Raw genomic sequence first — 21,688 nt, forward strand, 5'->3', positions numbered from 1 at the left:
TGATGCGACGCCCTTTTGAGCTTAACACTGTCTTCACCGCATGCCACGTTGCGCTGCCGCGTACTGCCACGCCTACGCCGGCAGCGATGCGCTCAGATCGAGGATGACGCGGGTACCGCGCGGTTCGCTCTGTTCGATGGTGAGTGCCCAGCCGAGGTGTTCGCACAGGCGGGCGATCAGTTCGAGGCCGATGCCGCTCTGTCCGTTGCGGTCACCGCGGGCCATGCGTGCGTAAACCGCGGCGATTTCTTCGGGGCTCATGCCTTCGCCAGGGTCCTGCAGGGTGACCACGGCACGGTCGGATACGTTGATGGTGATGGTGCCGCGGCCACTGTTTTCGATGGCGTTGCGCAGCAGGTTGCCGATCGCGGCCTGGACCACGCCGAGCGGCGCGATGATGTCCACGTTGGCCAGGCCCTGCACGGCGATCTGCAGGTCCTTGTCGCCCATCAGGTGGCGGTGGTCTTCGATGATGTCCGGCACCAGCTGGTCCAGCGGGATGCGTTCCTTCAACGCGGCCAGGCGCGCCGGTTCGCGCGCGAGCACCAGCAGCAGCTGGATCAGCTGCTCCACGCCCTGGGCGGTGCGGTGCACGCGCTGCATCTGCTGGCGCGCACGGTCGGGCAGCGCGGGCTGCTCCAGCGCCAGTTCGGCGGCGCCGGTGATCACGGCGATGGGGGTGCGCAGTTCGTGGCTGGCGGTGCTGATGAACACCCGTTCGCGCTCGACGAACTGTTCGTTGCGGGCCAGGTAGTCGTTGAGCGCGGCGGCGATGACGTACAGCTCGGAGCTGCCGCGCGGGTCGACTTCGACGCGCTGGCCGGGCACGCCGGGCTTGAGACCGTCGATATGCCGGGCCAGTGAGCGCAGCGGGCTCACCAGGCGGCTGACGCCGAACGAGGCCATCACCACCGTCACTACGATCATCACCACGCTGGCCAGCATCACCCAGCGGGTGGCGAATTCTTCCAGGTCGTGGAAGTCGTTGATGTCCAGCACCAGTGCAAGCCGCCCCTGCCCGGCGGTGTCGCGCACCATCACCGCGCTGGCGCGGCCGGCGATTTCCACGCCGTCGTGCAGGCCCGGATGCAGGGTGCGCAGGATCGGCGGAACCTCGGGACTGTCATCGACGGTGAACAGCCGCAGCGTGTCCGAGTCCTGCCAGCGGTAGTGCGGTTCGTGTTCGATGTGGCTGACGATGCTGTCCAGTTCGGAGTTCAGCAGCGCGCGCCACGCCGAATGCTCGGCGTGTTCGTGCACGTAGTTACCCACGCTGAATACCGCCAGCGAGATCAACGCGAGGTAGCCCAGCAGCCACCAGACCAGCCGCCGGTGCAGCGGCGCGGGTTTACGCAGTTTCATCGTGGCCTTCGGTGGCCGGTGCACCCAGGCGGTACCCCACGCGCGGCAGGGTATGGATGAGCTTGCGCTGGAACGGGCCGTCCACGCTGCGGCGCAGTTCGTAGATGTGGGAACGCAGCAGGTCGCCATCGGGCAGCTCATCGCCCCACAGCGCGAACTCCAGCTGCTGGCGGGTGACCGCCGCCGGGCTGGCGCGCATCAGCACTTCAAGCAGCTTGCGGCAGGCCGGGTACAGGTGCAGGGCCTGGCCGTCGCGCTGTGCCTCCAGCGTGGCCAGGTCCAGGGTGAGATCGGCTACTTCCAGCACCTTGCGCGGGTTGCGCCCCTGCGCGCGCACGCGCAGCGCTTCCAGCCGGACTTCCAGTTCCGGCAGGGCGAACGGCTTGGTCAGGTAGTCGTCGGCGCCGGCGCGGAAGCCGGCGATCTTGTCGGGCAGTTCGTCGCGCGCGGTGAGCATGATCACCGGCACTTCGGAGCCGTGCTCGACACGCAGGCGGCGCAGCACGTCAGGGCCCTCCATGCGCGGCAGCATCCAGTCCAGGATCAGCGCGTCGTAGTTCTGGGTGGCGGCCAGGTGCAGGCCGGTGACGCCATCGGGGGCGACGTCGAGGACATGGCCACGCGCTTCGAAATACTCGAACAGGTTGGCGACCAGTTGACGGTTGTCTTCGATGACCAGGAGCCGCATGCGTCGAGAACTCGGGGGTGATGGCCGCCATGGTAGCCCCGGGAATGTCGGAATCCAGTCGCAATTACCCCGATTCGACGCTTTTCTTACATTGCTTCGGCGAAAGTGCCTGCTCTTCCGGGAAAGCCATGCCCCCTTGCCGACACTACTGACTCGCCAACGGTGGCAACTGCTCACCTGCCTTGCCCTGTTGCTGGCCCTTGCGGCGGGAATCGGACTGCGCGCCCCTACCCCGCCGGATGAGCCCCGTTTCGTGCTGGCCGCCCGGGCCATGGTCGAGACCGGCCAGTGGCTGCTGCCCCACCGGGGCAGCGAACTGTACGCCGAAAAGCCGCCGGTGTTCATGTGGATCCAGGCGGCGACCTACCAGGTCATCGGGAACTGGAACCTGGCCTTCCTGCTGCCCTCGCTGCTGGCCGCGCTGGCCACGTTGTGGCTGAGCTGGGATCTGGCGCGGCGCCTGTGGAACCGGCGCATCGCCTGGTGGGCGCTGCTGGCGCTGGCCAGCTGCCTGCAGTTCGGGCTGATGGCCAAGCGTGCGCAGATCGACATGGTGCTGGTCGCGCTTACCACCCTGTCGTTGTGGGCGCTGCTGCGCCACCTGCTGGAACGGCCGAACACGCGATTGCTGTGGGTGGCCGGGTTCGCCGCGGGTCTCGGCACGGTCACCAAGGGCGTGGGCTTCCTGCCGCTGCTGGTGCTGCTGCCGTGGGCGCTGTGGCGCTGGAAAGGCCAGCCGCGGCCTGGCGCTGCCCTGCCCCGCGCGCGTTCACTGCTGTGGCTGATACCGGCATTCCTGCTCGGCACCGCCGTATGGCTGGGCCCACTTGGGATCGCGCTGCTCAATGACCCCTCGCCGGAGCTGCAGGGCTATGCGCGCGAACTGCTGTTCAAGCAGACTGGCACCCGCTATGCCAGTGCCTGGCACCACGTGCAGCCGGCCTGGTATTACCTGCAGGTGATCGCCACGCTGTGGCTGCCCGGCAGCCTGCTGCTGCCCGCGCTGCTGCCGGGCTGGTGGCGGCGCCTGCGCCGTGGCGACAGCCGCTACTGGTTGCTGCTCGGTTGGGCGCTGCTGGTGCTGCTGTTCTTCACTGCCAGCCCCGGCAAGCGCGAGGTCTATATCTTCCCGATGCTGCCGGCGCTGTGCGTGGCCGCCGCGCCGCTGCTGCCCGGCCTGCTGCGCCGGCCCGGTCCACGCTGGCTGCTGCTGGCCTACGTGCTGGTGCTGGGCGCGGCGGCGCTGGGGATCGGCGCGCAGCTGCTGGGCGACGGTGCTTGGGCGCATGCGCAGCTGGCCAGGCGCGGCATGCCGGAAACCCTGCTGCCGGTACTCGGGGGGTGGCTGCTCGGCTTCGGCATCGTGGTGCTGCTGCTGGCCGCATGGCTGCGCCAGCGGCGTGCCGGCATGCTTGCCGTGCTGACTGCGGTGCTGCTGTGGAACCTGCACGGCTGGGGCCTGATACCCACCTTGGGTCCGTACAGTTCTTCGTCGGCATTGATGCAGCAGGTCGGCGAGCGGATCGGCCCGTCGGCCGAGCTGGGCGCGCTGGCCTGGCGCGAGCAGAACCTGCTGCAGGCCGACCGGCCGGTGACCGACTTCGGGTTCAAGCGCCCCTGGGACGAACAGTGGCATGACGCTGGCCCGTGGATGGCGCAGGCGCCGCACAACCGCTGGCTGCTGGTGCTGGAGCAGGCGATCAGTCCGTGCGTGGATCGCGCGCAGGCGGTGATGATCGGCAGTGCCAACCGCAACCGCTGGTGGCTGGTACCCGGCACGGCATGGAATGCAGCCTGCCACGCGGAACTGTCCAAGGATGCAGCCGCCGGCGTGGACGATGGTGACTGAATCGCAGATGCACGGCGCGGCCGATTAACGCGCGGGGAACATCGCTCCGACCGATCTCCGACACGCCGCTGACGACCATGGCGCCGGTTTCCCCGCCGGCCCTGCCTGATGCTTCCCGCTTCCCCTGCCCTTGTCCCGCTTGCTTCCGATGCGCCCGCGCAGGTGTCCGGTTTCCTGCGCCGCCATCTCGCTTGGCCGCTGCTGGCCGTGCTGGCCACCAGTGCCGTGCTGATGGTGGGCGGGGGCGACCAGTGGCTTGCGGACCAGCTGTTCCGCATGGAAGGCCATCACTGGCTCCTGCAGAACGCATGGGCCACCAGCCAGCTGATCCACAAGGGTGGCAAGTGGCTGAGCGCAGCGGCAACGCTGCTGGCCATCGTGCTGTGCTTCCACGCCTGGCGCCACGAACGCGCGGCCGCATGGCGCTGGCCGCTGCTATACCTGGTAATGGCCGTCGCGCTGGGCACCGGCGTGGTGTCGCTGCTGAAGTCGCTCACCAACATTGATTGCCCGTGGGACCTGGCGCGCTACGGCGGCCTGCGCGAGTACGTGGGCCTGTTCGCCACCCGCCCGCACGGCATGCCGCGCGGGGTGTGCTTCCCGGCCGGGCATTCCAGCGCCGGGTTTGCCTGGGTGAGCCTGTACTTCTTCGCGCTGCTGGTGCGCCCGGCATGGCGATGGCGCGGCCTTGCCGTGGGGCTGGTCGCCGGCGGCGTGTTCGGCGCCGCGCAGCAGCTGCGCGGCGCGCATTTCCTTTCGCATGACCTGTGGACGCTGGCGACCTGCTGGACGGTGTCGCTGCTGTTGTTCCTGCTGGTACGCCGCATCACCGCCCGCGGAGTCCGCGCATGAACACCCTCGCATCGCACATGCCGCGCCTTACCTCGCTGTCAGCCCTGCGCCACTGGCGCCCGACCTGGTCCACCGAAACCCTCATCGCGCTCACCAGCATGTTCTTCGCGCTGGCCTGCAACGGCCTGTTCTGGCACAGCGCGATGGCCACCCATCCGGGCAGCCTGCGCTTCGGCCTTTCGCTGCTGTTGCTGCTGGTCGGCGCGCACAGCCTGCTGATGGGCCTGCTGGTGTGGCGCTGGAACGCAAAGGTGATGATCGGCGTGCTGCTGCTGGGCACGGCGATGGCCGCCCATTACATGGGCAGTTACCACATCTACCTGGATGCGGACATGCTGCGCAACGTGCTGGCGACCGACCACAAGGAAAGCCGCGAACTGATCACTCCCAGCCTGATCGCCCCGCTGGTGCTGCTCGCGGCGCTGCCGATGGTCGTACTGTGGCGCGTGCAGCTGCTGCGCCGCAGCTGGGGCAAGGCACTGCTGTGGCGTGGCGGCTTCCTGCTGCTGTCGGCCGCCACCGCACTGGGCGGTTCGCTGCTGTCGTTCCAGGAAATGTCGGCGCTGATGCGCAACCAGCGCGAGGTGCGCTACTTGGCCACGCCGGGCAACTACCTGCTGGGCCTGCCCAAGGCGCTGCGCGGCGACAACCCGATCCAGCGCGCACCGAAGCTGCCGATCGGGCTGGATGCCAAGGCCACCCCGCGCGCGGCCGACAGCAAGCCGCGGCTGCTGGTGATCGTCATGGGCGAAACCGCGCGTGCGCAGAACTGGGGCTTGAACGGTTACGCCCGGCAGACCACGCCGCAGCTGGCGCAGACCAGCGCGATCAACTTCCCGGACATGCATTCGTGCGGTACCAGCACGGAAGTGTCGCTGCCCTGCCTGTTCTCGCCCTATGGCCGCCACGATTACGATGAGAAGAAGATCCGCGCGCACCAGTCGCTGCTGCACGTGCTCGACCACGCCGGCATCGGCACACTGTGGCGCGACAACCAGTCCGGCTGCAAGGGCGTGTGCGAAGGGCTGCCGATGCAGGCACTGGACGATGCAACGCATCCCACCCTGTGCGCCAACGGCCGTTGCATGGACGAGATCCTGATCGACAACCTCGCCGAGCAGGTCCGTGCAACGCCGGGCGACCGGGTGGTGGTGCTGCACCAGCTGGGCAACCACGGCCCGAGCTACTTCGAGCGCTACCCCACCCGCTTCCGCCACTTCACCCCGACCTGCGACACCCCGGACCTGGGCAAGTGCAGCCGCGAGGAAATCACCAACAGCTACGACAACGCGCTGCTGTACACCGACCAGCTGCTGGCCCACACCATCGGCACGCTGCAGGGCATGCAGGATTACGACACGGCGATGATCTACCTGTCCGACCATGGCGAATCGCTCGGCGAGAAGGGCCTGTACCTGCACGGGGTGCCGTACGCGATCGCCCCGCAGGAACAGACCCGGGTGCCGATGACGATGTGGTTCTCGCCCGGCTTCGCCGCCAGCCGCGGGCTGGACCTGGCCTGCGTGCGGCGGCGCGCCAGCCAGTACACGGACCATGACAACGTGTTCCCGTCGGTACTGGGCCTGATGCAGGTGAAGACCGCGCTGTACGAGCGCGACCGCGACCTGTTCGCCGGCTGCGGGCGCTGACGGGACCTGTGGCCCTTGCGGTGCGGCGGCGGCCCCACTAGCCTTCGCCGGTCTGTCACCACCCAAGGATGTCCCCGTGAACCACCGCCCGCTCCTGCTGGCCCTGGCTGTCGGTGCTGCCGCACTGACGCTGGCGGCCTGCCAGAAGGAATCGTCCCCCACCACCGCACCGGCCGCAGGCACCGCCGCGCCGACCGAGACCGCGGACCAGTTCATCGCCCGCGTCAACGCCGAGTACAAGGCCCTGTACCCGGAAATGACCTCGGCCCAGTGGCTGTCCTCGACCTATATCAATGACGATTCCGAGCGCGTGGCGGCCAAGGCCAACGAACGTTGGCTGACCATCCTCAATGGCTGGATCGCCCAGGCCGGCAAGTACGACGGCCAGCCGATGAGCGAGGACACCAAGCGCCAGATCCACCTGCTCAAGCTGATGACCGCCATGCCGGCCCCGCGCGACCCGGCCAAGCTGGGCGAGCTGACCCGCATCGCCAGCCGCATGGAAGGCGCGTACGGCTCGGGCAAGTACTGCACCGACGAGGCCAACCCGGCCACCTGCCGCCAGCTGGGCGACCTGGAAGAAGTGCTGGCCAGCAGCCGCGACTACGACAAGCAGCTTGACGCCTGGCAGGGCTGGCACGGCACCACCAAGCCGATGCGCGCCGATTACCAGCGCTTCGTCGGCCTGGTCAACGAAGGCGCCAAGGAAATGGGCTTCGCCGATGCCGGGCAGATGTGGCGCAGCGGCTACGACATGCCGCCCGAGCAGATCGGCCCGGAAACCGACCGCCTGTGGGAACAGGTCAAGCCGATGTACGAGCAGCTGCACTGCTACGCCCGTACCAAGCTGGACGGCACCTACGGCAAGGACAAGGCCGAAACCGAAGGCGGCCTGATCGCCGCGCACCTGCTGGGCAACATGTGGCAGCAGGACTGGTCCAACCTGTGGGACCAGCTTGAGCCCTACCCGGGCGCAGGCAGCCTGGACATCACCGCCGCGCTGGAAAAGCAGTACCAGGCCAACCTGAGCGGTGCGCTGGCCAAGGCCGGCGGCAGCAACGCGAACGTGGAAGCGCTCTACAAGGCGCAGCGTGAGGCCGAACTGCGTACCGCCAAGCAGATGACCGAACGCGCGCAGGACTTCTACGTGTCGCTGGGCATGCCGGCGCTGCCGAAGTCGTATTGGGACAAGACCCAGTTCATCAAGCCGCTGGACCGTGACGTGGTCTGCCACGCCAGCGCGTGGGACATGAACATGGAAGGCGACGTGCGCACCAAGATGTGCATCAAGCCGACCGAGGAAAACTTCACCACCATCTACCACGAGCTGGGCCACATCTATTACGACCTGGCCTACAACCCGCTGCCGCCGCTGTTCCAGGGCGGTGCCAACGATGGCTTCCACGAAGCGATCGGCGACACCATCGTGCTGGCGATGACCCCGCAGTACCTGAACTCGATCGGCCTGGTCGACAAGCCGCAGGAAAGCCGCGAGGCCACCATCAACGCGCAGATGCGCATGGCCCTGAGCGGCGTGTCGTTCCTGCCGTTCGGCCTGATGATCGACCGCTGGCGCTGGGGCGTGTTCGATGGCTCGATCACCCCGGACCAGTACAACAAGGCGTGGTGGGACCTGAAGGCCAAGTACCAGGGCGTGGCCCCGGCCTCGGCGCGCGGCGAGGAGTTCTTCGATCCGGGCGCCAAGTACCACGTGCCGGGCAATACCCCGTACACGCGTTACTTCCTGGCGCGCATCCTGCAGTTCCAGTTCTACAAGGGCCTGTGCGACGCGGCCGGTTACAAGGGCCCGCTGCACCAGTGCAGCTTCTACGGCAACAAGGAAGCCGGCCAGAAGTTCTGGGCGATGCTGAGCAAGGGTGCCAGCCAGCCGTGGCAGGCCACGCTGAAGGAAATCACCGGCGGCGACAAGCTCGATGCCGGCCCGATGATCGAGTACTTCACCCCGGTCAACGAGTGGCTGAAGCAGCAGAACCAGGGCCAGATGTGCGGGTGGCAGCCGCCGGCGGCGGCGGCGCCGAAGGCCCCGTAAACGAAAAAAACCGGCCAATGGCCGGTTTTTTTTTTTGCGCGGTCGGTTGTCAGGATCTTGGTTTCAACGACGCGGCCAACGCGGTCTTGAACTGCTCGAAATCCTTGCCGTCGGCCTTGGCTTCGGCGTGCGCGGCGTCTTTCAATGCATCCGAATACACCAGGCGCACCGGCGTTCCCTGGCGCTCGTGCAGTTCGGCGGCCTGCATGATCAGCGCCAGCACGCGGGCGGCGCTGGGGGTCTGCCCGGCGATACGGCCATCCATGCCCAGCACCCATTCGCCGTCGCGACGCACCACCCCGGCCAGCAGCGTGCGTTGCTGGTCGCGGAGCTCGGCGTGCGGCTCGACCGGCGAGGCATGGGCCTTTTCGCGGTTGGCTTCTTCGATTTCGCGGCGCCGGCGCAGGTCACGACGCAGTTTGGAGGTGGTCGACATCAGGGGGACTTCCGTACCGCAACAATGGTGAAAGAATACCGCACGGGGGCTCAGGCAAGGGCCGCCGCAGCCTCGCGGCGGCGTTCGCAGCGACGCTCCCAGAACCAGAAGCTGGCGCCGATGGCGAAGAAGCCGGCATAGCCCAGCGCCAGGTGCAGCGGGGTGTGGCTGAGCATCGGCGACACCACCCCGGCCACCACGGTGTTGATCATCAGCTGCAGGAACATCTGCATCGACGAGGCAAGACCGCGCTGGTGCGGGTACATATCCAGCACGGCAAGCGCCAGGATCGGGAAAATCAGCGCCATGCCCACGCCACCAATGAAGATCGGCAGCACCGCCCAGGGCAGCGCGATCTGGCCCACCGACAGCACATAGGCCAGGTTGACCAGCGCCGATACCGCGCACAGGCTGAAGCCGATCCCGACCTGGCGGGCGGCAGTCATCCGCCCGGCCATGCGCCCGGACAGGAACGAGCCCGTGGTCATGCCGCCGATGGTGGGAATGAACAGCCAGGCAAAACCGCCCTCGCCCAGCTGCAGGTGCTGCATCACGAACACCGGTGCCGAGGCGATGTACAGGAAGATGCCGGAGAAATTGAACGCGCCGGCTGCCGCCAGGCGCAGCAGGCGCGGGTTGGTGCCCATCTGCAGGTAGCTGCGCAGCAGCGCGCGGGTGGACAGCGGGGTGCGGGCTTCCACCGGGTGGGTCTCCGGCAGCCATTTGCCGGTGGCGGCGAGCAACACCAGCGCGAACACCACCAGGAACCAGAAAATCAGCGGCCAATCGCCGCCGCCGAGCAGGATCCAGCCGCCGATGATCGGCGCGATCGCCGGGGCGATGCCGAAGATCATCGAGACCTGGCTCATCAGCCGCTGCGCATCGGCGCCATGGTAGAGGTCGCGGATCACCGCGCGGCCGACGATCACGCCGACGCCGGCGGTGACGCCCTGCAGCGCGCGGAACACCAGCAGCGTGGTCAGGTCGCGCGAGAGCGCGCAGCCGATGGAAGCGGCGATGAACAGCACCAGCCCGCCCAGGATCACCCGGCGGCGGCCGAACGCGTCCGACAGCGGGCCGTGCGCCAGGCTCATCAGGCCGTAGAACAGCAGGTATACGCTCACCGTCTGCTGCACCGCGACCTGGTCGACCTGCATCCGCTCGCCCAGCAGCAGGAACGCCGGGAAGATGGTGTCGATCGAGAACGGGCCGAACATGGCCAGGCCGGCAAGCAGCAGGGCCAGGCGGCGGTTGGAGGGCGGAGCGGGTGTCATCGGGTCTTCCGTCAGCGGCCGTGCGGACGCACGGAAGGCGCCGGCCGCAGCCTGCGGTGGCGCCTGATGAATACGAGGATGCAGCCATGATAGGCCGTCCGCCTGCCTGGCACCATGCCCGGCGGCCGGTTATGACGCGGTCGGCGCCCCCTGTTCATGTGCCGGACGGGCGTTGCCGGCCGGGCCGCTGGGCTATAATTCCCACGCTACATGGTGGGAGAAGCGGCGCTTTGTATTGAAGCACCCGCTGCCGAAGGCGCAACGCCCGTAATCGCTCAGGCCCGATACCACCCGCACCAAAACTCTGGAGAGACCGGCCAGTGCCGGCGCCGAAGGGGCACGAAGCACGCAGCCGCGCGCTTTTAAACTCTCAGGCAAAAGGACAGAGGGGCACCCAGGAAGACCGCAGGGGTCCGGTGGATCGTTGTCGCCCATGACACGCCCCGTCCGCGCTTCCGAACGTGCGTGCCCACTCTTTTGGATGCCAGCCATGTCCCAGAACACCCCTACCCTGCGCGAGCTTGAACACCACCACGCGTTCGTTGAACGCCACATCGGCCCCAACGACGCCGAAATCGCGCAGATGCTCGACGTGGTCGGCCACGCCTCGCTGGACGCACTGACCGACGCCATCGTGCCGTCGGGCATCAAGTCGCCGGCCGCGCTGGCGCTGCCCAGCTCGCTGACCGAAGTGGAAGCGCTGGCCAAGATCCGCACCATCGCCGACAGGAACCAGGTGTTCCGCACCTTCATCGGCCAGGGGTACTACGGCACCCTCACCCCGAACGTCATCCTGCGCAACGTGCTGGAAAACCCGGCGTGGTACACCGCCTACACCCCGTACCAGGCCGAGATCTCGCAGGGCCGCATGGAAGCGCTGATCAACTTCCAGACCCTGTGCGCCGACCTGACCGGCATGGAGATCGCCAACGCCTCGCTGCTGGATGAAGCCACCGCCGCAGCCGAAGCGATGACCCTGGCCAAGCGTTCGGCCAAGTCCAAGTCCGACACCTTCTTCGTGCACGACGCCGTGCACCCGCAGACGCTGGAACTGCTGCGCACCCGCGCCGAGCCGATGGGCATCGTGCTGCGCGTGGGCACCCCGGCCGAAGCCATGGAAGCCGAAGCCTACGGCGTGCTGCTGCAGTACCCCGATACCTTCGGCCACATCGGCGACTACAAGGCGCTGGCCGATGCCGTGCATGCCCGTGGTGGCCTGGTGGCCGTGGCCACCGACCTGCTGGCGCTGACCCTGATCGCCGCCCCCGGCGAATGGGGCGCGGACATCGTCGTGGGCAACTCGCAGCGCTTCGGCGTGCCGTTCGGCTTCGGCGGCCCGCACGCGGCCTTCATGGCCTGCCGTGATGCCTACAAGCGTTCGATGCCGGGCCGCCTGATCGGCGTGTCGGTCGATGCGCAGGGCAACGCCGCCTACCGCCTGACCCTGCAGACCCGCGAGCAGCACATCCGCCGCGAGAAGGCCACCTCCAACATCTGCACCGCGCAGGTGCTGCTGGCGGTGATGGCCTCGATGTATGCCGTGTACCACGGCCCCGAGGGCCTGACCCGCATCGCCCGCCGCACCCACCGCCTGGCCGCGATCCTGGCTGCCGCGCTGCGCACGGCCGGCATCAACGTCGGCGAGCAGTTCTTCGACACCCTGCACGTCAAGGACATCGACGCGACCGCGATCCATGCCAAGGCCGCCGCCGCGCGCATCAACCTGCGCGCGATCGACAGCGAAGCGGTCGGCATCAGCCTGGACGAGACCACCACCCGCGCCGACATCGTCGCGCTGGGCCAGCTGTTCGGTGCCAGCGTGGATGTGGAAGCACTGGACGCGGCCACCGCCGATGCCCTGCCGGCCGGCCTGGTGCGCACCAGCGCGTTCCTGACCCACCCGGTGTTCAACACCCACCACAGCGAACACGAGCTGCTGCGCTACCTGCGCTCGCTGGCCGACAAGGACCTGGCGATGGATCGCACCATGATCCCGCTGGGCAGCTGCACCATGAAGCTCAACGCCACCGCCGAGATGATCCCGGTGACCTGGCCGGAATTCGCCAACATCCACCCGCTGGCCCCGGCCGACCAGGCCCTTGGTTACAAGGAACTGATCGACGGGCTGGAAGCGATGCTGGTCGAGTGCACCGGCTATGACGCGGTGAGCCTGCAGCCGAACTCCGGCGCGCAGGGCGAATATGCCGGCCTGCTGGCAATCCGCGCCTACCACCGCTCGCGCGGCGAAGGCCATCGCGACGTCTGCCTGATTCCCGATTCGGCGCACGGCACCAACCCGGCCTCCGCGCAGATGTGCGGCATGAAGGTGGTGGTGACCAAGACCGACGGCAATGGCAACGTGGATGTGGAAGACATCCGCATCAACGCCGAAAAGTACAGCGACCGCCTGGCCGCGATCATGATGACCTACCCCTCCACGCATGGCGTGTTCGAGGAAGAAGTGGTCGAGATCTGCGAGATCATCCACAAGCATGGCGGCCAGGTGTACACCGATGGCGCCAACATGAACGCCCTGGTCGGCGTGGCCAAGCCGGGCAAGTGGGGCTCGGACGTGTCCCACCTGAACCTGCACAAGACCTTCTGCATTCCGCACGGCGGCGGCGGCCCGGGCGTGGGCCCGTGCGCGGTCAAGTCGCACCTTGCCCCGTTCCTGCCGGGCAAGCTCGGCGATAACGGCCCGGTGGGCATGGTCAGCGCGGCCAGCTTCGGCAGCGCCTCGATCCTGCCGATCAGCTGGATGTACATCACGCTGATGGGTACCGAAGGCCTGCGCAAGGCCACCCAGGTGGCGCTGCTCAACGCCAACTACATCGCCAAGCGCCTGGCCCCGCACTTCAAGACGCTGTACACCGGCCGCAATGGGCTGGTGGCGCACGAGTGCATCCTGGACGTGCGTCCGCTGGAGAAGACCTCCGGCGTGGGGGCTGAAGACGTGGCCAAGCGCCTGATCGACTTCGGCTTCCACGCCCCGACCCTGAGCTTCCCGGTCGCCGGCACGCTGATGGTGGAGCCGACCGAAAGCGAGTCGCTGCACGAGCTGGACCGTTTCATCAACGCGATGATCCAGATCCGCGAGGAAATCGCCGCGATCGAAGACGGCCGCCTGGACCGCGAGGACAACCCGCTCAAGCACGCCCCGCACACCGCCACGGCGGTGTCGGCCAGCGAGTGGTCGCACGCCTACCCGCGCGAACTGGCGGCCTTCCCGCTGGCCAGCCTGCGCCAGCAGAAGTACTGGCCGCCGGTGGCACGAGTGGACAACGTCTACGGCGACAAGAACGTGATGTGTGCCTGCATCCCGGTCGACGCCTACAAGGAAGACGAGGGCGTGGAGGTCTGATCCTCCTGCCTGCATGAAACGAAGACGGCCCGCGAAAGCGGGCCGTTTTTGCTTGGCCCGAGTTGGGCCAGCGCTGCCTGGAACGAACCCACATGCATGAAACATGGAAGCGCGGGCGCTGGACGGTTCGTAGCGTACAGGTCCTCTCGCACTGGACCCGTTCCGCATGATCCCAAAACTCGATACCAGCACCCCAAGCTCCGCGCCCATGCGAAGCCAAGCGAGCCAAGCCAGCGAGCAGGCGCCGATCACCCACGTGAACAACGTAGCGGCGGCCATGGCATTCGCGGCGGCGCCGCTGTACCGCACCTATACATCCGAAGCCGACATGCCATGGTGCACCCTGGCGCAAAAATATCCGAACGTGAAAGAGTACGCTGTAGCGCTGAAAATGACCGAAGAGGCGCCCCCGGCGAAGTCATGACCCGGTAGTGCCGGCCATTGGCCGGCCCAGGCGGTAATGACGACCGCCCGCGCAAGCGGGCCGTTCTTTCATGTCCTGCGATGGCATTTTGAAAGCTGCATCGCATGATCGCGGTCACCCTTGCCCACCCAGCTGGACTGAGGCTTGGAGCAATGATGATTCCGAAAGAACTTTCTTCCCACTCCGTCGGCAGGATCATTCCGCCGCAGGTGTTCCGCATTGAACGACCGCACGGACCGGCGCCGGCGTCGGCAAGACCAAACCCGGCCACGATTTCCAACACGACCCTGCCAAGAAGCGACCAGACCACCAACGGATCGCAGAAGTGCGAGCGCGACGTAGACCCGGCACTTTATGCTCGCTCTGCCAACAGGCATCTGGACAATCGCTACTGACGGCGACAGTCCTACGCCTTGACGCTGACCGTTGAGCGGCGTGGCAATAGTGTGAACGGCCCGCAGATGCGGGCCGTCATTGTTATGGGTTCTGCCTGGCCGGTGTCGCGCGCGACCGCCGTCACGGGTCGCCTCGATCACGCAGGACACGCGTGGCGTGTCTCTACGATTATTCCGAGGAGCGGTTGCGGCGCACGCGGCGGGTGACTTCGCTGGTGATCGCGATCACCGCGGTCAGCGCGGCCATCGACAGGAACTGCACGCGGGTGTGCGCTTCGGACAGCAGCAGGCCGAAGATCAGTGCCAGCACGCACAGGCCCAGCACGGTCAGGTACGGGTAGCCGGCCATGCGGAACGGCAGGCGGGTGCCGTCGCGGTTGGCGCGGTGGCGCAGGATCAGCTGCGACAGCAGGGAAATCGTCCACACCAGCAGACAGGTAGAGCCCACGATGTTCAGCAGCACCGGCAGCACCTTGTCCGGGAACACCAGCTCCATCACCGTGGCAGCGAAGCCGAACAGCACGCTGGCCAGCACCGCGATGATCGGCACGTGGCGCGGGTCGGTCCATCCCAGCACCGCCGGGGCTTCGCGGCGGCGCGCCAGCGAATACATCATGCGCGAGGCGCCATACAGGTTGGCGTTGAGCGCCGACAACAGTGCGATCACCGCGATCAGGGTGATGGCCGTGGCCGCCCCCGGAATGTTGGCCACCTGCAGCACGGCGGCGAACGGCGACTTCAGCGCTTCGCTGGTCCACGGCACCACGGCGATGATCACGCTCAGCGAGCCGATGTAGAACACCAGGATGCGCCAGGCCACTGTGCGGATGGCACGGGCAATGCTGCGCTCGGGGTCTTCGGTTTCGGCCGCGGCCACTGCCACGATTTCGGTACCGCCGAAGGCGAACACCACCACCAGCAGCGCGGCACCGATCCCGGCCAGCCCGTTGGGGGCGAAACCGCCGTGCTGGGTGAAGTTGCTCAGGCCCGGCGACACCACGTCCGGCAGCCAGCCCATCAGCAGCGCCACGCCGATCAGGATGAACCCGATGATGGCGGCCACCTTGAGGATGGCGAACCAGAACTCGAATTCACCGAAGTTCTTCACCCCCAGCAGGTTGATCGCGGTGAAGAACAGCATGAATGCCAGCGCCGCCATCGGTACCGGGATCACCGGCCACACCGTGGCCAGCAGGCCCGCCGCACCGACCGCTTCGGCGGCGATCACGATCACCAGCTGCACCCACCACAGCCACCCCACCGTGGCACCGGCGGTGGCGCCCATGGCGTCGGCGGCATACACCGAGAACGCGCCACTGGTCGGTTTGGCCGCAGCCATCTCGCCCAGTGCGTTCATCACGATGATCACCAGCGCACCGGCCACCAGGTAGGACAGCAGCACCGCCGGACCGGCGGCCTGCACGCCCACCCCGGAGCCCAGGAACAGGCCGGCGCCGATGGCGCTGCCCAGGCCCATCATGATCAGCTGGCGGGGTTTGAGCGAGCTCCCGAGGCGGGTGTCGGCGGGTGCGGCGGCGGAGGCCGGAGTCTGGGATGCGGGCATCGGAATCGATTGGCGGGCAACAGGTGCGACACCATACCTTGTCCGGCCGGCGGACGGGATAGGGGCAGCGCCCCTGCCCCTGAAGTCAGGGCTCTGCGCGCTCCGCGATCTGGGCGCGATAGGCCCGCGGCGACACCCCGACCTCGGCCTTGAACTTGCGGGTGAACGCGCTCTGGTCGGTAAACCCGCAGGCCTGGCCGATGCTGGCGATGGTGTCGCTGCCATGCAGCAGATGCACGGCCATCTGGATGCGCAGCCGGGTCAGTACCTGCTGCGGGGTCATCTGGAACACCCTGCGGAAGGTGCGCTCCAGCTTGGACAGCGAAAACCCGGTGATATCCAGCAGGGTCTGCATGCGCACGTTCTCGGCGTAATGCGCGTTCAGGTGCGCCAGCGCCAGCCGCAGCTGCTCATACTGCGTGCCCAGGCTGTCTTTCTGCCCCAGGTCGCGGGAGATGCCGATCAGCCCGCGGATCTGCCCGTCCACCAGCAGCGGCCGCTTGCAGGTCAGGCACCAGCCCGGCTCGCGGTTGGCGAACAGGTGCAGCTCCATCAGGTTCTCGATCACTTTGCCGGCCAGCACCTGCGCATCCTGGGTGGCGTAGTCCGCGCCCAGCCCCGTGGGGTAGATCTCGGCAGCGGTGCGCCCGATGACTTCCTTGCGCGACTTCAGCCCCAGGCGGCGCAGCATGGTCTGGTTGATGTGCGTGTAGCGCCCGTCGCGGTCCTTCATGAAGAACAGCACATCGGGAATCGCATCGAACAGGGCTTCGATGTCGGCAGGTTCAACGCGCATGCGGGGGCGGCAGGAGGATGGACACGCCACCAAGGATACCTGCCTGGTTGCCGGCGTGAAGCGCAGGTGCATGCGCGACCGGGTTCTCCGACCGGCGATTAACGCCCCGCCCGCCACTGTGAGGCGTTGCATCCCCCCTGCCAGCCCGGAGTCGCCTGATGGCCACCAGCAAGCCCCGCACCAAATCCGCCCCGCCCGCCGATCGCCGTGGCGAAGGCGACGAACTTCACCAGCAGGCCGGCGGTGGCCATCCGGCACTGACCACCAACCAGGGCATCCCGGTGGCGGACAACCAGAACTCGCTGCGCGATACCCCGCGCGGGCCGACGTTGCTGGAAGACTTCATCCTGCGCGAAAAGATCACCCACTTCGACCATGAGCGCATTCCCGAGCGCATCGTGCACGCGCGCGGCAGCGCTGCGCACGGCTATTTCGAACTTACCCGTTCGCTGGAGGAATTCACCCGTGCGCGCGTGCTCACCGAAGTAGGCGTCCGCACGCCCGTGTTCACCCGTTTCTCCACCGTCGCCGGTGGTGCCGGTTCCGTGGACACCCCGCGCGATGTGCGCGGCTTCGCGGTGAAGTTCTACACGCCCGAGGGTAACTGGGACCTGGTGGGCAACAACATCCCGGTGTTCTTCATCCAGGACGCGATCAAGTTCCCCGACCTGATCCACGCGGTCAAGATGGAACCGGACCGCGCGTTCCCGCAGGCCGCCAGCGCCCATGACACGTTCTGGGACTTCGTTTCGCTGATGCCCGAATCGATGCACATGATCATGTGGGCGATGAGCGACCGCACCATTCCGCGTTCGCTTCGCACCATCGAAGGCTTCGGCATCCACAGCTTCCGGCTGTTGAACGATGCCGGCGAATCCACCTTCGTGAAGTTCCACTGGCGGCCCAAGCTTGGGGTGCAGTCTACCGTGTGGGACGAGGCGGTGAAGCTGCAGGGGGCGGACAACGATTTCCACCGCCGCGACCTGTTCGAGGCGATCACTGCCGGTGACTTCCCCGAATGGGAGCTGGCGGTGCAGCTGTTCACCGAAGAAGAAGCCGAGGCGTTCCCGTTCGACCACCTGGATTCGACCAAGATCATTCCCGAATCGCTGGTGCCGCTGACCGTGATCGGCCGGATGGTGCTGGACCGCTGGCCGGACAACTTCTTCGCCGAAACCGAGCAGGTGGCCTACTGTCCGGCCAACGTGCCGCCTGGCATCGATTTCAGCAACGACCCGCTGCTGCAGGGACGGCTGTTTTCGTACCTGGACACCCAGCTCAGCCGCCTGGGCGGGCCGAACTTCCACCAGATTCCAGTCAACGCACCCAAGTGCCCGTTCGCCAACCATCAACGCGACGGCCATATGCAGATGAACATCCCCAAGGGCCGGGTAGCATATGACCCCAGCTCGCTGCAGGGCGACAGCCCGCGCGAGACCGCTGATGGCTTTCCCAGCCATGCCACGCCGGCCGATGATGGTCGCAAGGGGCGCGTTCGTGCTGCCAGCTTCGCCGACCACTACAGCCAGGCGCGCATGTTCTTCCGCAGCCTGGAGGCGCCGGAGCAGGCGCACCTGGCCTCGGCGCTGGTGTTTGAATTGTCCAAGGTAGAAACGGTGCCCGTGCGCGAGCGCACGGTGAGCCACCTGCGCAATATCGACGAGTCGTTGGCCAGACGCGTTGCCGACGGCCTGGCGATGCCCGCCCTGCCCGCCCCGGCCCCTACCGCCACTCCGGCCAAGGACCTGCCCAAGGCGCCGGAAGTGCGCATCATCGGCCGCACCAAGGACCTGCTCAAGGGCCGCTGCATCGGCATCCTGTTCGACGAGGGCTCCGACGCGGGGTTGATCGCAAACCTGCGCAAAGCAGCCGAGAAAGCCGGCGCGAAGGTGAAGCTGGTCGCGCCCAAGGTCGGCGGCGGCAAGCTGAGCGACGGCAGACTGCAGCCTGCGGATGGCCAGCTGGCCGGCACGCCCTCGGTGGTGTTCGACGCAGTGGCGATCGTACTGAGCGCCGACGCCGCCAAGCGCCTGAGCAAGGAATCGGCCGCGATCGATTTCGCCGCGGACGCCTGGGCCCACCTGAAGGCCATCGCCGCCGATGAGGGCGCCCAGCAGCTGCTCAAGACGGCGCGCGTTGGCAAAGACAATGGCGTGGTGGAAGCCGAAGACGCCAAGGGCTTCATCGCCGCCGCCGCCACCCGCCAGTGGGCGCGCGAACCCAAGGTGCGCACCCTCGCCTGACCCGTCCCGGCAGGAGCGGACAGTGGATCCGCTCCTGCCGGGCAACGTGTAGAGCGGACCGTTGGCCCGCTGCTCCCTGAAGAGAGGACGATTCCCATGCCCCGCGGAGACAAATCCAGTTACACCGACAAGCAGAAGCGCCAGGCCGAGCACATCGAGGCAAGCGAAAAAGCCGAGGGCCGCAGCGACGAAGCTGCCGAACGCATCGCCTGGGCGACCGTGAACAAGCAGGATGGCGGCGGCAGGAAACGGCCGGCGAAGAAGGCCTCCAAGGCACCCCGGTAGGGTTGGTTCCCAAACAACCGCCGTACAGGTGCCACACGCATTGACGCATGGACCTGAGATCGAAACAGGTTTCCGCATCGCCACGCGTACGCCGGCGGGCCACCACCGCGCTTGGGTAAGCAGCCGCCATGACCCGATGCAGGGATCGGCGCGGCACCGCCTTGACGGCCTGCGCGGTGGATGGGCGATACTCGCTCATCACCGCAGGATGCGGACAGGGGAACCACTTACATGAAATCTGCACGCACGCTGGTCTTGTTGGCCCTGCTGATGCCGTTGTCCGCACTGGCGCAGACGGCCCTCCACGATGGCCAGGGAAACGCCCTGCCTGATACGTCTTCGGCGAAATCCAGCGAAGGCTTCTCGGCGTCGATGGTGGTTACCGCAGACCCGGAGTGGCAACAGAAGTGGGAGAACCCGGTTAACGGGGTGCCGCGCTTCGAGCTGGCCACCGAGGTCAAGGAAGGCAGCTCGCTGTACATCCTGTCCTTCCTGACCAACCCGAAGCTGGACGCCGCCGGCATGGCGCAGGTGCGCTGCGACCTGCGCATCACCCGTCCCGACGGCAGCCTGAGCGGCGACGAGCACGACTTGCCCTGCTTCGTCACCCAGCTCGATACCGATCCCAACAGTGTCTATCTGTCTTCGGTAGGAATGAAGTTCACTGCTGAAGCGGGCGACCCCAAAGGGACTTGGACAGTGGCGATCAACGTGCGCGACACGCTGCGCAACGTAACTATTCCGCTGCAGTCTTCGTTCGAGATGCGCTGACCGCATCGGTGGGCGTGCTTGGAATTGGGTCGCGCTTGCACCGGCCCCTTCTTCATTCCAAAGCGGTTCGCACCGCGTCACATGCCTCGATCAAATCGAGCACCAAACGTTCGGTCACATCGAGGTGATCCTCGTAATCTGCAATATGGGCATGTTCAACCTACCCAGGGAAAACGCAGAAGCCCCGCTTTCGCGGGGCTTCTGGTTGCCAGACAGGGCCTTGCACTACGCCGGATGATGTCTGGCGTGGCCCGGCATCTGAATTAGGCGAACGGGTCCTGCAGGACCATGGTGTGGTCGCGGTCCGGGCCGGTGGAGACGATGCTGATCGGGCAGCCGGCCAGCTCTTCCAGGGCACGCAGGTACGCACGGGCGGCCACCGGCAGCTTGTCCCACTCGGTGATGCCGTGGGTGTTCTCGTTCCAGCCCGGGAATTCCAGGTACACCGGGGTGCACTCTTCCCAGCCCTGCGCGTCCAGCGGCGCGTATTCGGTGCGCTTGCCACGGTATTCGTAGGCAATGCAGACCTTCAGCTTTTCCATGCCGTCCAGCACGTCCAGCTTGGTGATGCACAGGCCGCTGATGCCGTTGATGGCCACGGCGCGCTTGAGCGCGACGATGTCCATCCAGCCGCAACGACGCGGACGGCCGGTCGAGGCGCCGTATTCGGCACCGCGATCACGGATGCCCTGGCCGATCTCGTCGTCCAGCTCGGTCGGGAACGGACCGCCGCCGACGCGGGTGGCATACGCCTTGGCAATGCCCAGCACGTAGTCGATCGCATCGGCGCCGACGCCGGCACCGGCCAGCGCACCGCCCACGGTGGTGTTGGAGCTGGTGACGTACGGGTAGGTGCCGTGGTCGATGTCCAGCAGCGCGCCCTGCGCACCTTCGAACAGCACGCGCTTACCCTGCTTGCGCAGGTCGTGCAGGATGCCGGCCACGTCGGACTTCATCGGCTGGACGTATTCGCCGAAGGCCAGTGCTTCGTCGTAGGTCTTCTGGAAGTCGACCGCGTCGGTCTTGAGGTAATTGGCCAACACGAAGTTGTGGTAATCCAGCGCGGTGCGCAGGAGCTCTTCGAGCTGAGCCGGGTAATGCAGGTCGGCGATGCGGATGCCGCGACGCGCTACCTTGTCTTCATAGGCCGGGCCGATGCCACGGCCGGTGGTGCCGATCGCCTTGCCGCCGGCGGCGCGTTCGCGCGCCTGGTCCAGGGCGATGTGGTACGGCATGATCAGCGGCGCGGCCGGGGAGATCTTCAGGCGCGAACGCACTTCCACGCCGGAGGTTTCCAGCTCGGCGATTTCCTTCTGCAGCGCAGCCGGCGAGATCACCACGCCGTTGCCGATCAGGCACAGCGCGTCTTCACGCAGGATGCCCGACGGGATCAGGTGCAGCACGGTCTTCTTGCCATTGATGACAAGGGTGTGGCCGGCATTGTGGCCGCCCTGGAAACGCACTACGGCACCGATTTCCTCGGTGAGCAGATCGACGATCTTGCCCTTGCCTTCATCGCCCCACTGGGCACCAAGCACTACGACAGACTGACCCATGACGGGCTCCTCGAATTGTTGCGGCCATCGGGGCCGCGGACGGGTAAACCGTAGCAGGGCCGGCCGGCGCGGAAGTGACGGCTCCAATCGGGGAGCGGTCGGCGAAGGCAGGCCCAGACACGGAAAAAGCCGA

At 67.0% G+C, this 21,688-nt stretch carries 16 protein-coding genes, 1 pseudogene and 1 riboswitch; of the genes and pseudogenes, 10 read left to right on the forward strand and 7 right to left on the reverse strand.

Features of this window, described 5'->3' with window-relative positions; translation table 11 throughout:
- Nucleotides 1–72: 72 nt before the first annotated feature.
- Together V9K91_RS07685 and V9K91_RS07690 are read right to left on the reverse strand one after the other, a co-directional pair.
- On the reverse strand, nt 73–1,362 hold the full coding sequence (locus tag V9K91_RS07685; protein WP_095364416.1) for a HAMP domain-containing sensor histidine kinase: 1,290 nt from the start codon (nt 1,360–1,362) through the stop codon (nt 73–75).
- Complete coding sequence (locus V9K91_RS07690; RefSeq protein WP_095364415.1) at nt 1,349–2,050, reverse strand: response regulator transcription factor; 702 nt, start codon at nt 2,048–2,050, stop codon at nt 1,349–1,351. The genes V9K91_RS07685 and V9K91_RS07690 overlap by 14 nt, the downstream gene beginning before the upstream one ends.
- 136 nt (nt 2,051–2,186) lie before the next feature.
- Here V9K91_RS07690 and V9K91_RS07695 point away from each other — a divergent pair, with 136 nt between their 5' ends.
- The 4 genes from V9K91_RS07695 to V9K91_RS07710 all read left to right on the forward strand — a co-directional run bounded on the left by V9K91_RS07695 (nt 2,187) and on the right by V9K91_RS07710 (nt 8,450).
- Nucleotides 2,187–3,899 (forward strand): glycosyltransferase family 39 protein, encoded by a 1,713-nt coding sequence (locus tag V9K91_RS07695; RefSeq protein ID WP_336443221.1) that lies wholly within the window; start codon nt 2,187–2,189, stop codon nt 3,897–3,899.
- 108 nt (nt 3,900–4,007) lie between these two features.
- Nucleotides 4,008–4,751: a phosphatase PAP2 family protein gene (locus V9K91_RS07700; RefSeq protein ID WP_095364413.1), complete on the forward strand. Its 744-nt coding sequence runs from the start codon at nt 4,008–4,010 to the stop codon at nt 4,749–4,751.
- Nucleotides 4,748–6,400, forward strand: coding sequence for a phosphoethanolamine--lipid A transferase (locus tag V9K91_RS07705; protein WP_176472698.1), 1,653 nt, complete (start codon nt 4,748–4,750; stop codon nt 6,398–6,400). The genes V9K91_RS07700 and V9K91_RS07705 overlap by 4 nt, the downstream gene beginning before the upstream one ends.
- A 76-nt stretch (nt 6,401–6,476) precedes the next feature.
- On the forward strand, nt 6,477–8,450 hold the full coding sequence (locus tag V9K91_RS07710; protein ID WP_336443220.1) for a M2 family metallopeptidase: 1,974 nt from the start codon (nt 6,477–6,479) through the stop codon (nt 8,448–8,450).
- 49 nt (nt 8,451–8,499) lie between these two features.
- Here V9K91_RS07710 and V9K91_RS07715 read toward each other — a convergent pair whose 3' ends face one another.
- Together V9K91_RS07715 and V9K91_RS07720 are read right to left on the reverse strand one after the other, a co-directional pair.
- Nucleotides 8,500–8,886: a hypothetical protein gene (locus V9K91_RS07715; RefSeq protein ID WP_336443219.1), complete on the reverse strand. Its 387-nt coding sequence runs from the start codon at nt 8,884–8,886 to the stop codon at nt 8,500–8,502.
- 50 nt (nt 8,887–8,936) lie between these two features.
- Nucleotides 8,937–10,160 carry a multidrug effflux MFS transporter gene (locus tag V9K91_RS07720; RefSeq protein WP_095364410.1) on the reverse strand — a complete coding sequence of 408 codons (1,224 nt, stop codon included), beginning with the start codon at nt 10,158–10,160 and terminating at the stop codon, nt 8,937–8,939.
- Nucleotides 10,161–10,454: 294 nt separating this feature from the next.
- Nucleotides 10,455–10,556: riboswitch (glycine riboswitch) on the forward strand.
- A gap of 85 nt (nt 10,557–10,641) precedes the next feature.
- Here V9K91_RS07720 and gcvP point away from each other — a divergent pair.
- The 3 genes from gcvP (at nt 10,642) to V9K91_RS07735 (ending at nt 14,340) form a co-directional block, all read left to right on the forward strand.
- Nucleotides 10,642–13,521 carry an aminomethyl-transferring glycine dehydrogenase gene (gene gcvP, locus V9K91_RS07725; protein WP_320457492.1) on the forward strand — a complete coding sequence of 960 codons (2,880 nt, stop codon included), beginning with the start codon at nt 10,642–10,644 and terminating at the stop codon, nt 13,519–13,521.
- Between the two features lie 166 nt (nt 13,522–13,687).
- On the forward strand, nt 13,688–13,945 hold the full coding sequence (locus V9K91_RS07730) for a hypothetical protein (RefSeq protein WP_095364408.1): 258 nt from the start codon (nt 13,688–13,690) through the stop codon (nt 13,943–13,945).
- Between the two features lie 104 nt (nt 13,946–14,049).
- Nucleotides 14,050–14,340 (forward strand): hypothetical protein, encoded by a 291-nt coding sequence (locus V9K91_RS07735; RefSeq protein ID WP_141236289.1) that lies wholly within the window; start codon nt 14,050–14,052, stop codon nt 14,338–14,340.
- A gap of 169 nt (nt 14,341–14,509) precedes the next feature.
- Here the strand turns inward: V9K91_RS07735 and V9K91_RS07740 are convergent, their stop codons facing one another.
- Entirely contained in the window at nt 14,510–15,910 is a 1,401-nt protein-coding gene (locus tag V9K91_RS07740; protein WP_179197340.1) for an amino acid permease, read from the reverse strand.
- A gap of 79 nt (nt 15,911–15,989) precedes the next feature.
- On the reverse strand, nt 15,990–16,700 hold the full coding sequence (locus V9K91_RS07745) for an AraC family transcriptional regulator (protein WP_068853648.1): 711 nt from the start codon (nt 16,698–16,700) through the stop codon (nt 15,990–15,992).
- Between the two features lie 158 nt (nt 16,701–16,858).
- Here V9K91_RS07745 and V9K91_RS07750 point away from each other — a divergent pair, with 158 nt between their 5' ends.
- The 3 genes and pseudogenes from V9K91_RS07750 to V9K91_RS07760 all read left to right on the forward strand — a co-directional run bounded on the left by V9K91_RS07750 (nt 16,859) and on the right by V9K91_RS07760 (nt 19,999).
- Nucleotides 16,859–18,943, forward strand: a complete 2,085-nt coding sequence (locus tag V9K91_RS07750; protein ID WP_306987753.1) for a catalase — start codon at nt 16,859–16,861, stop codon at nt 18,941–18,943.
- A 96-nt stretch (nt 18,944–19,039) separates the two neighbouring features.
- A pseudogene (locus tag V9K91_RS07755) lies at nt 19,040–19,192 on the forward strand (HupB); the annotation flags it as partial.
- 267 nt (nt 19,193–19,459) lie between these two features.
- Nucleotides 19,460–19,999 (forward strand): hypothetical protein, encoded by a 540-nt coding sequence (locus V9K91_RS07760; RefSeq protein ID WP_336443218.1) that lies wholly within the window; start codon nt 19,460–19,462, stop codon nt 19,997–19,999.
- A gap of 263 nt (nt 20,000–20,262) precedes the next feature.
- Here the strand turns inward: V9K91_RS07760 and V9K91_RS07765 are convergent, their stop codons facing one another.
- Complete coding sequence (locus V9K91_RS07765; RefSeq protein WP_336443217.1) at nt 20,263–21,555, reverse strand: adenylosuccinate synthase; 1,293 nt, start codon at nt 21,553–21,555, stop codon at nt 20,263–20,265.
- Nucleotides 21,556–21,688: the final 133 nt, after the last annotated feature.

Origin of the sequence: Stenotrophomonas sp. CCNWLW57, from assembly GCF_037203925.1 — a bacterium.
Lineage (GTDB): Bacteria > Pseudomonadota > Gammaproteobacteria > Xanthomonadales > Xanthomonadaceae > Stenotrophomonas > Stenotrophomonas rhizophila_A.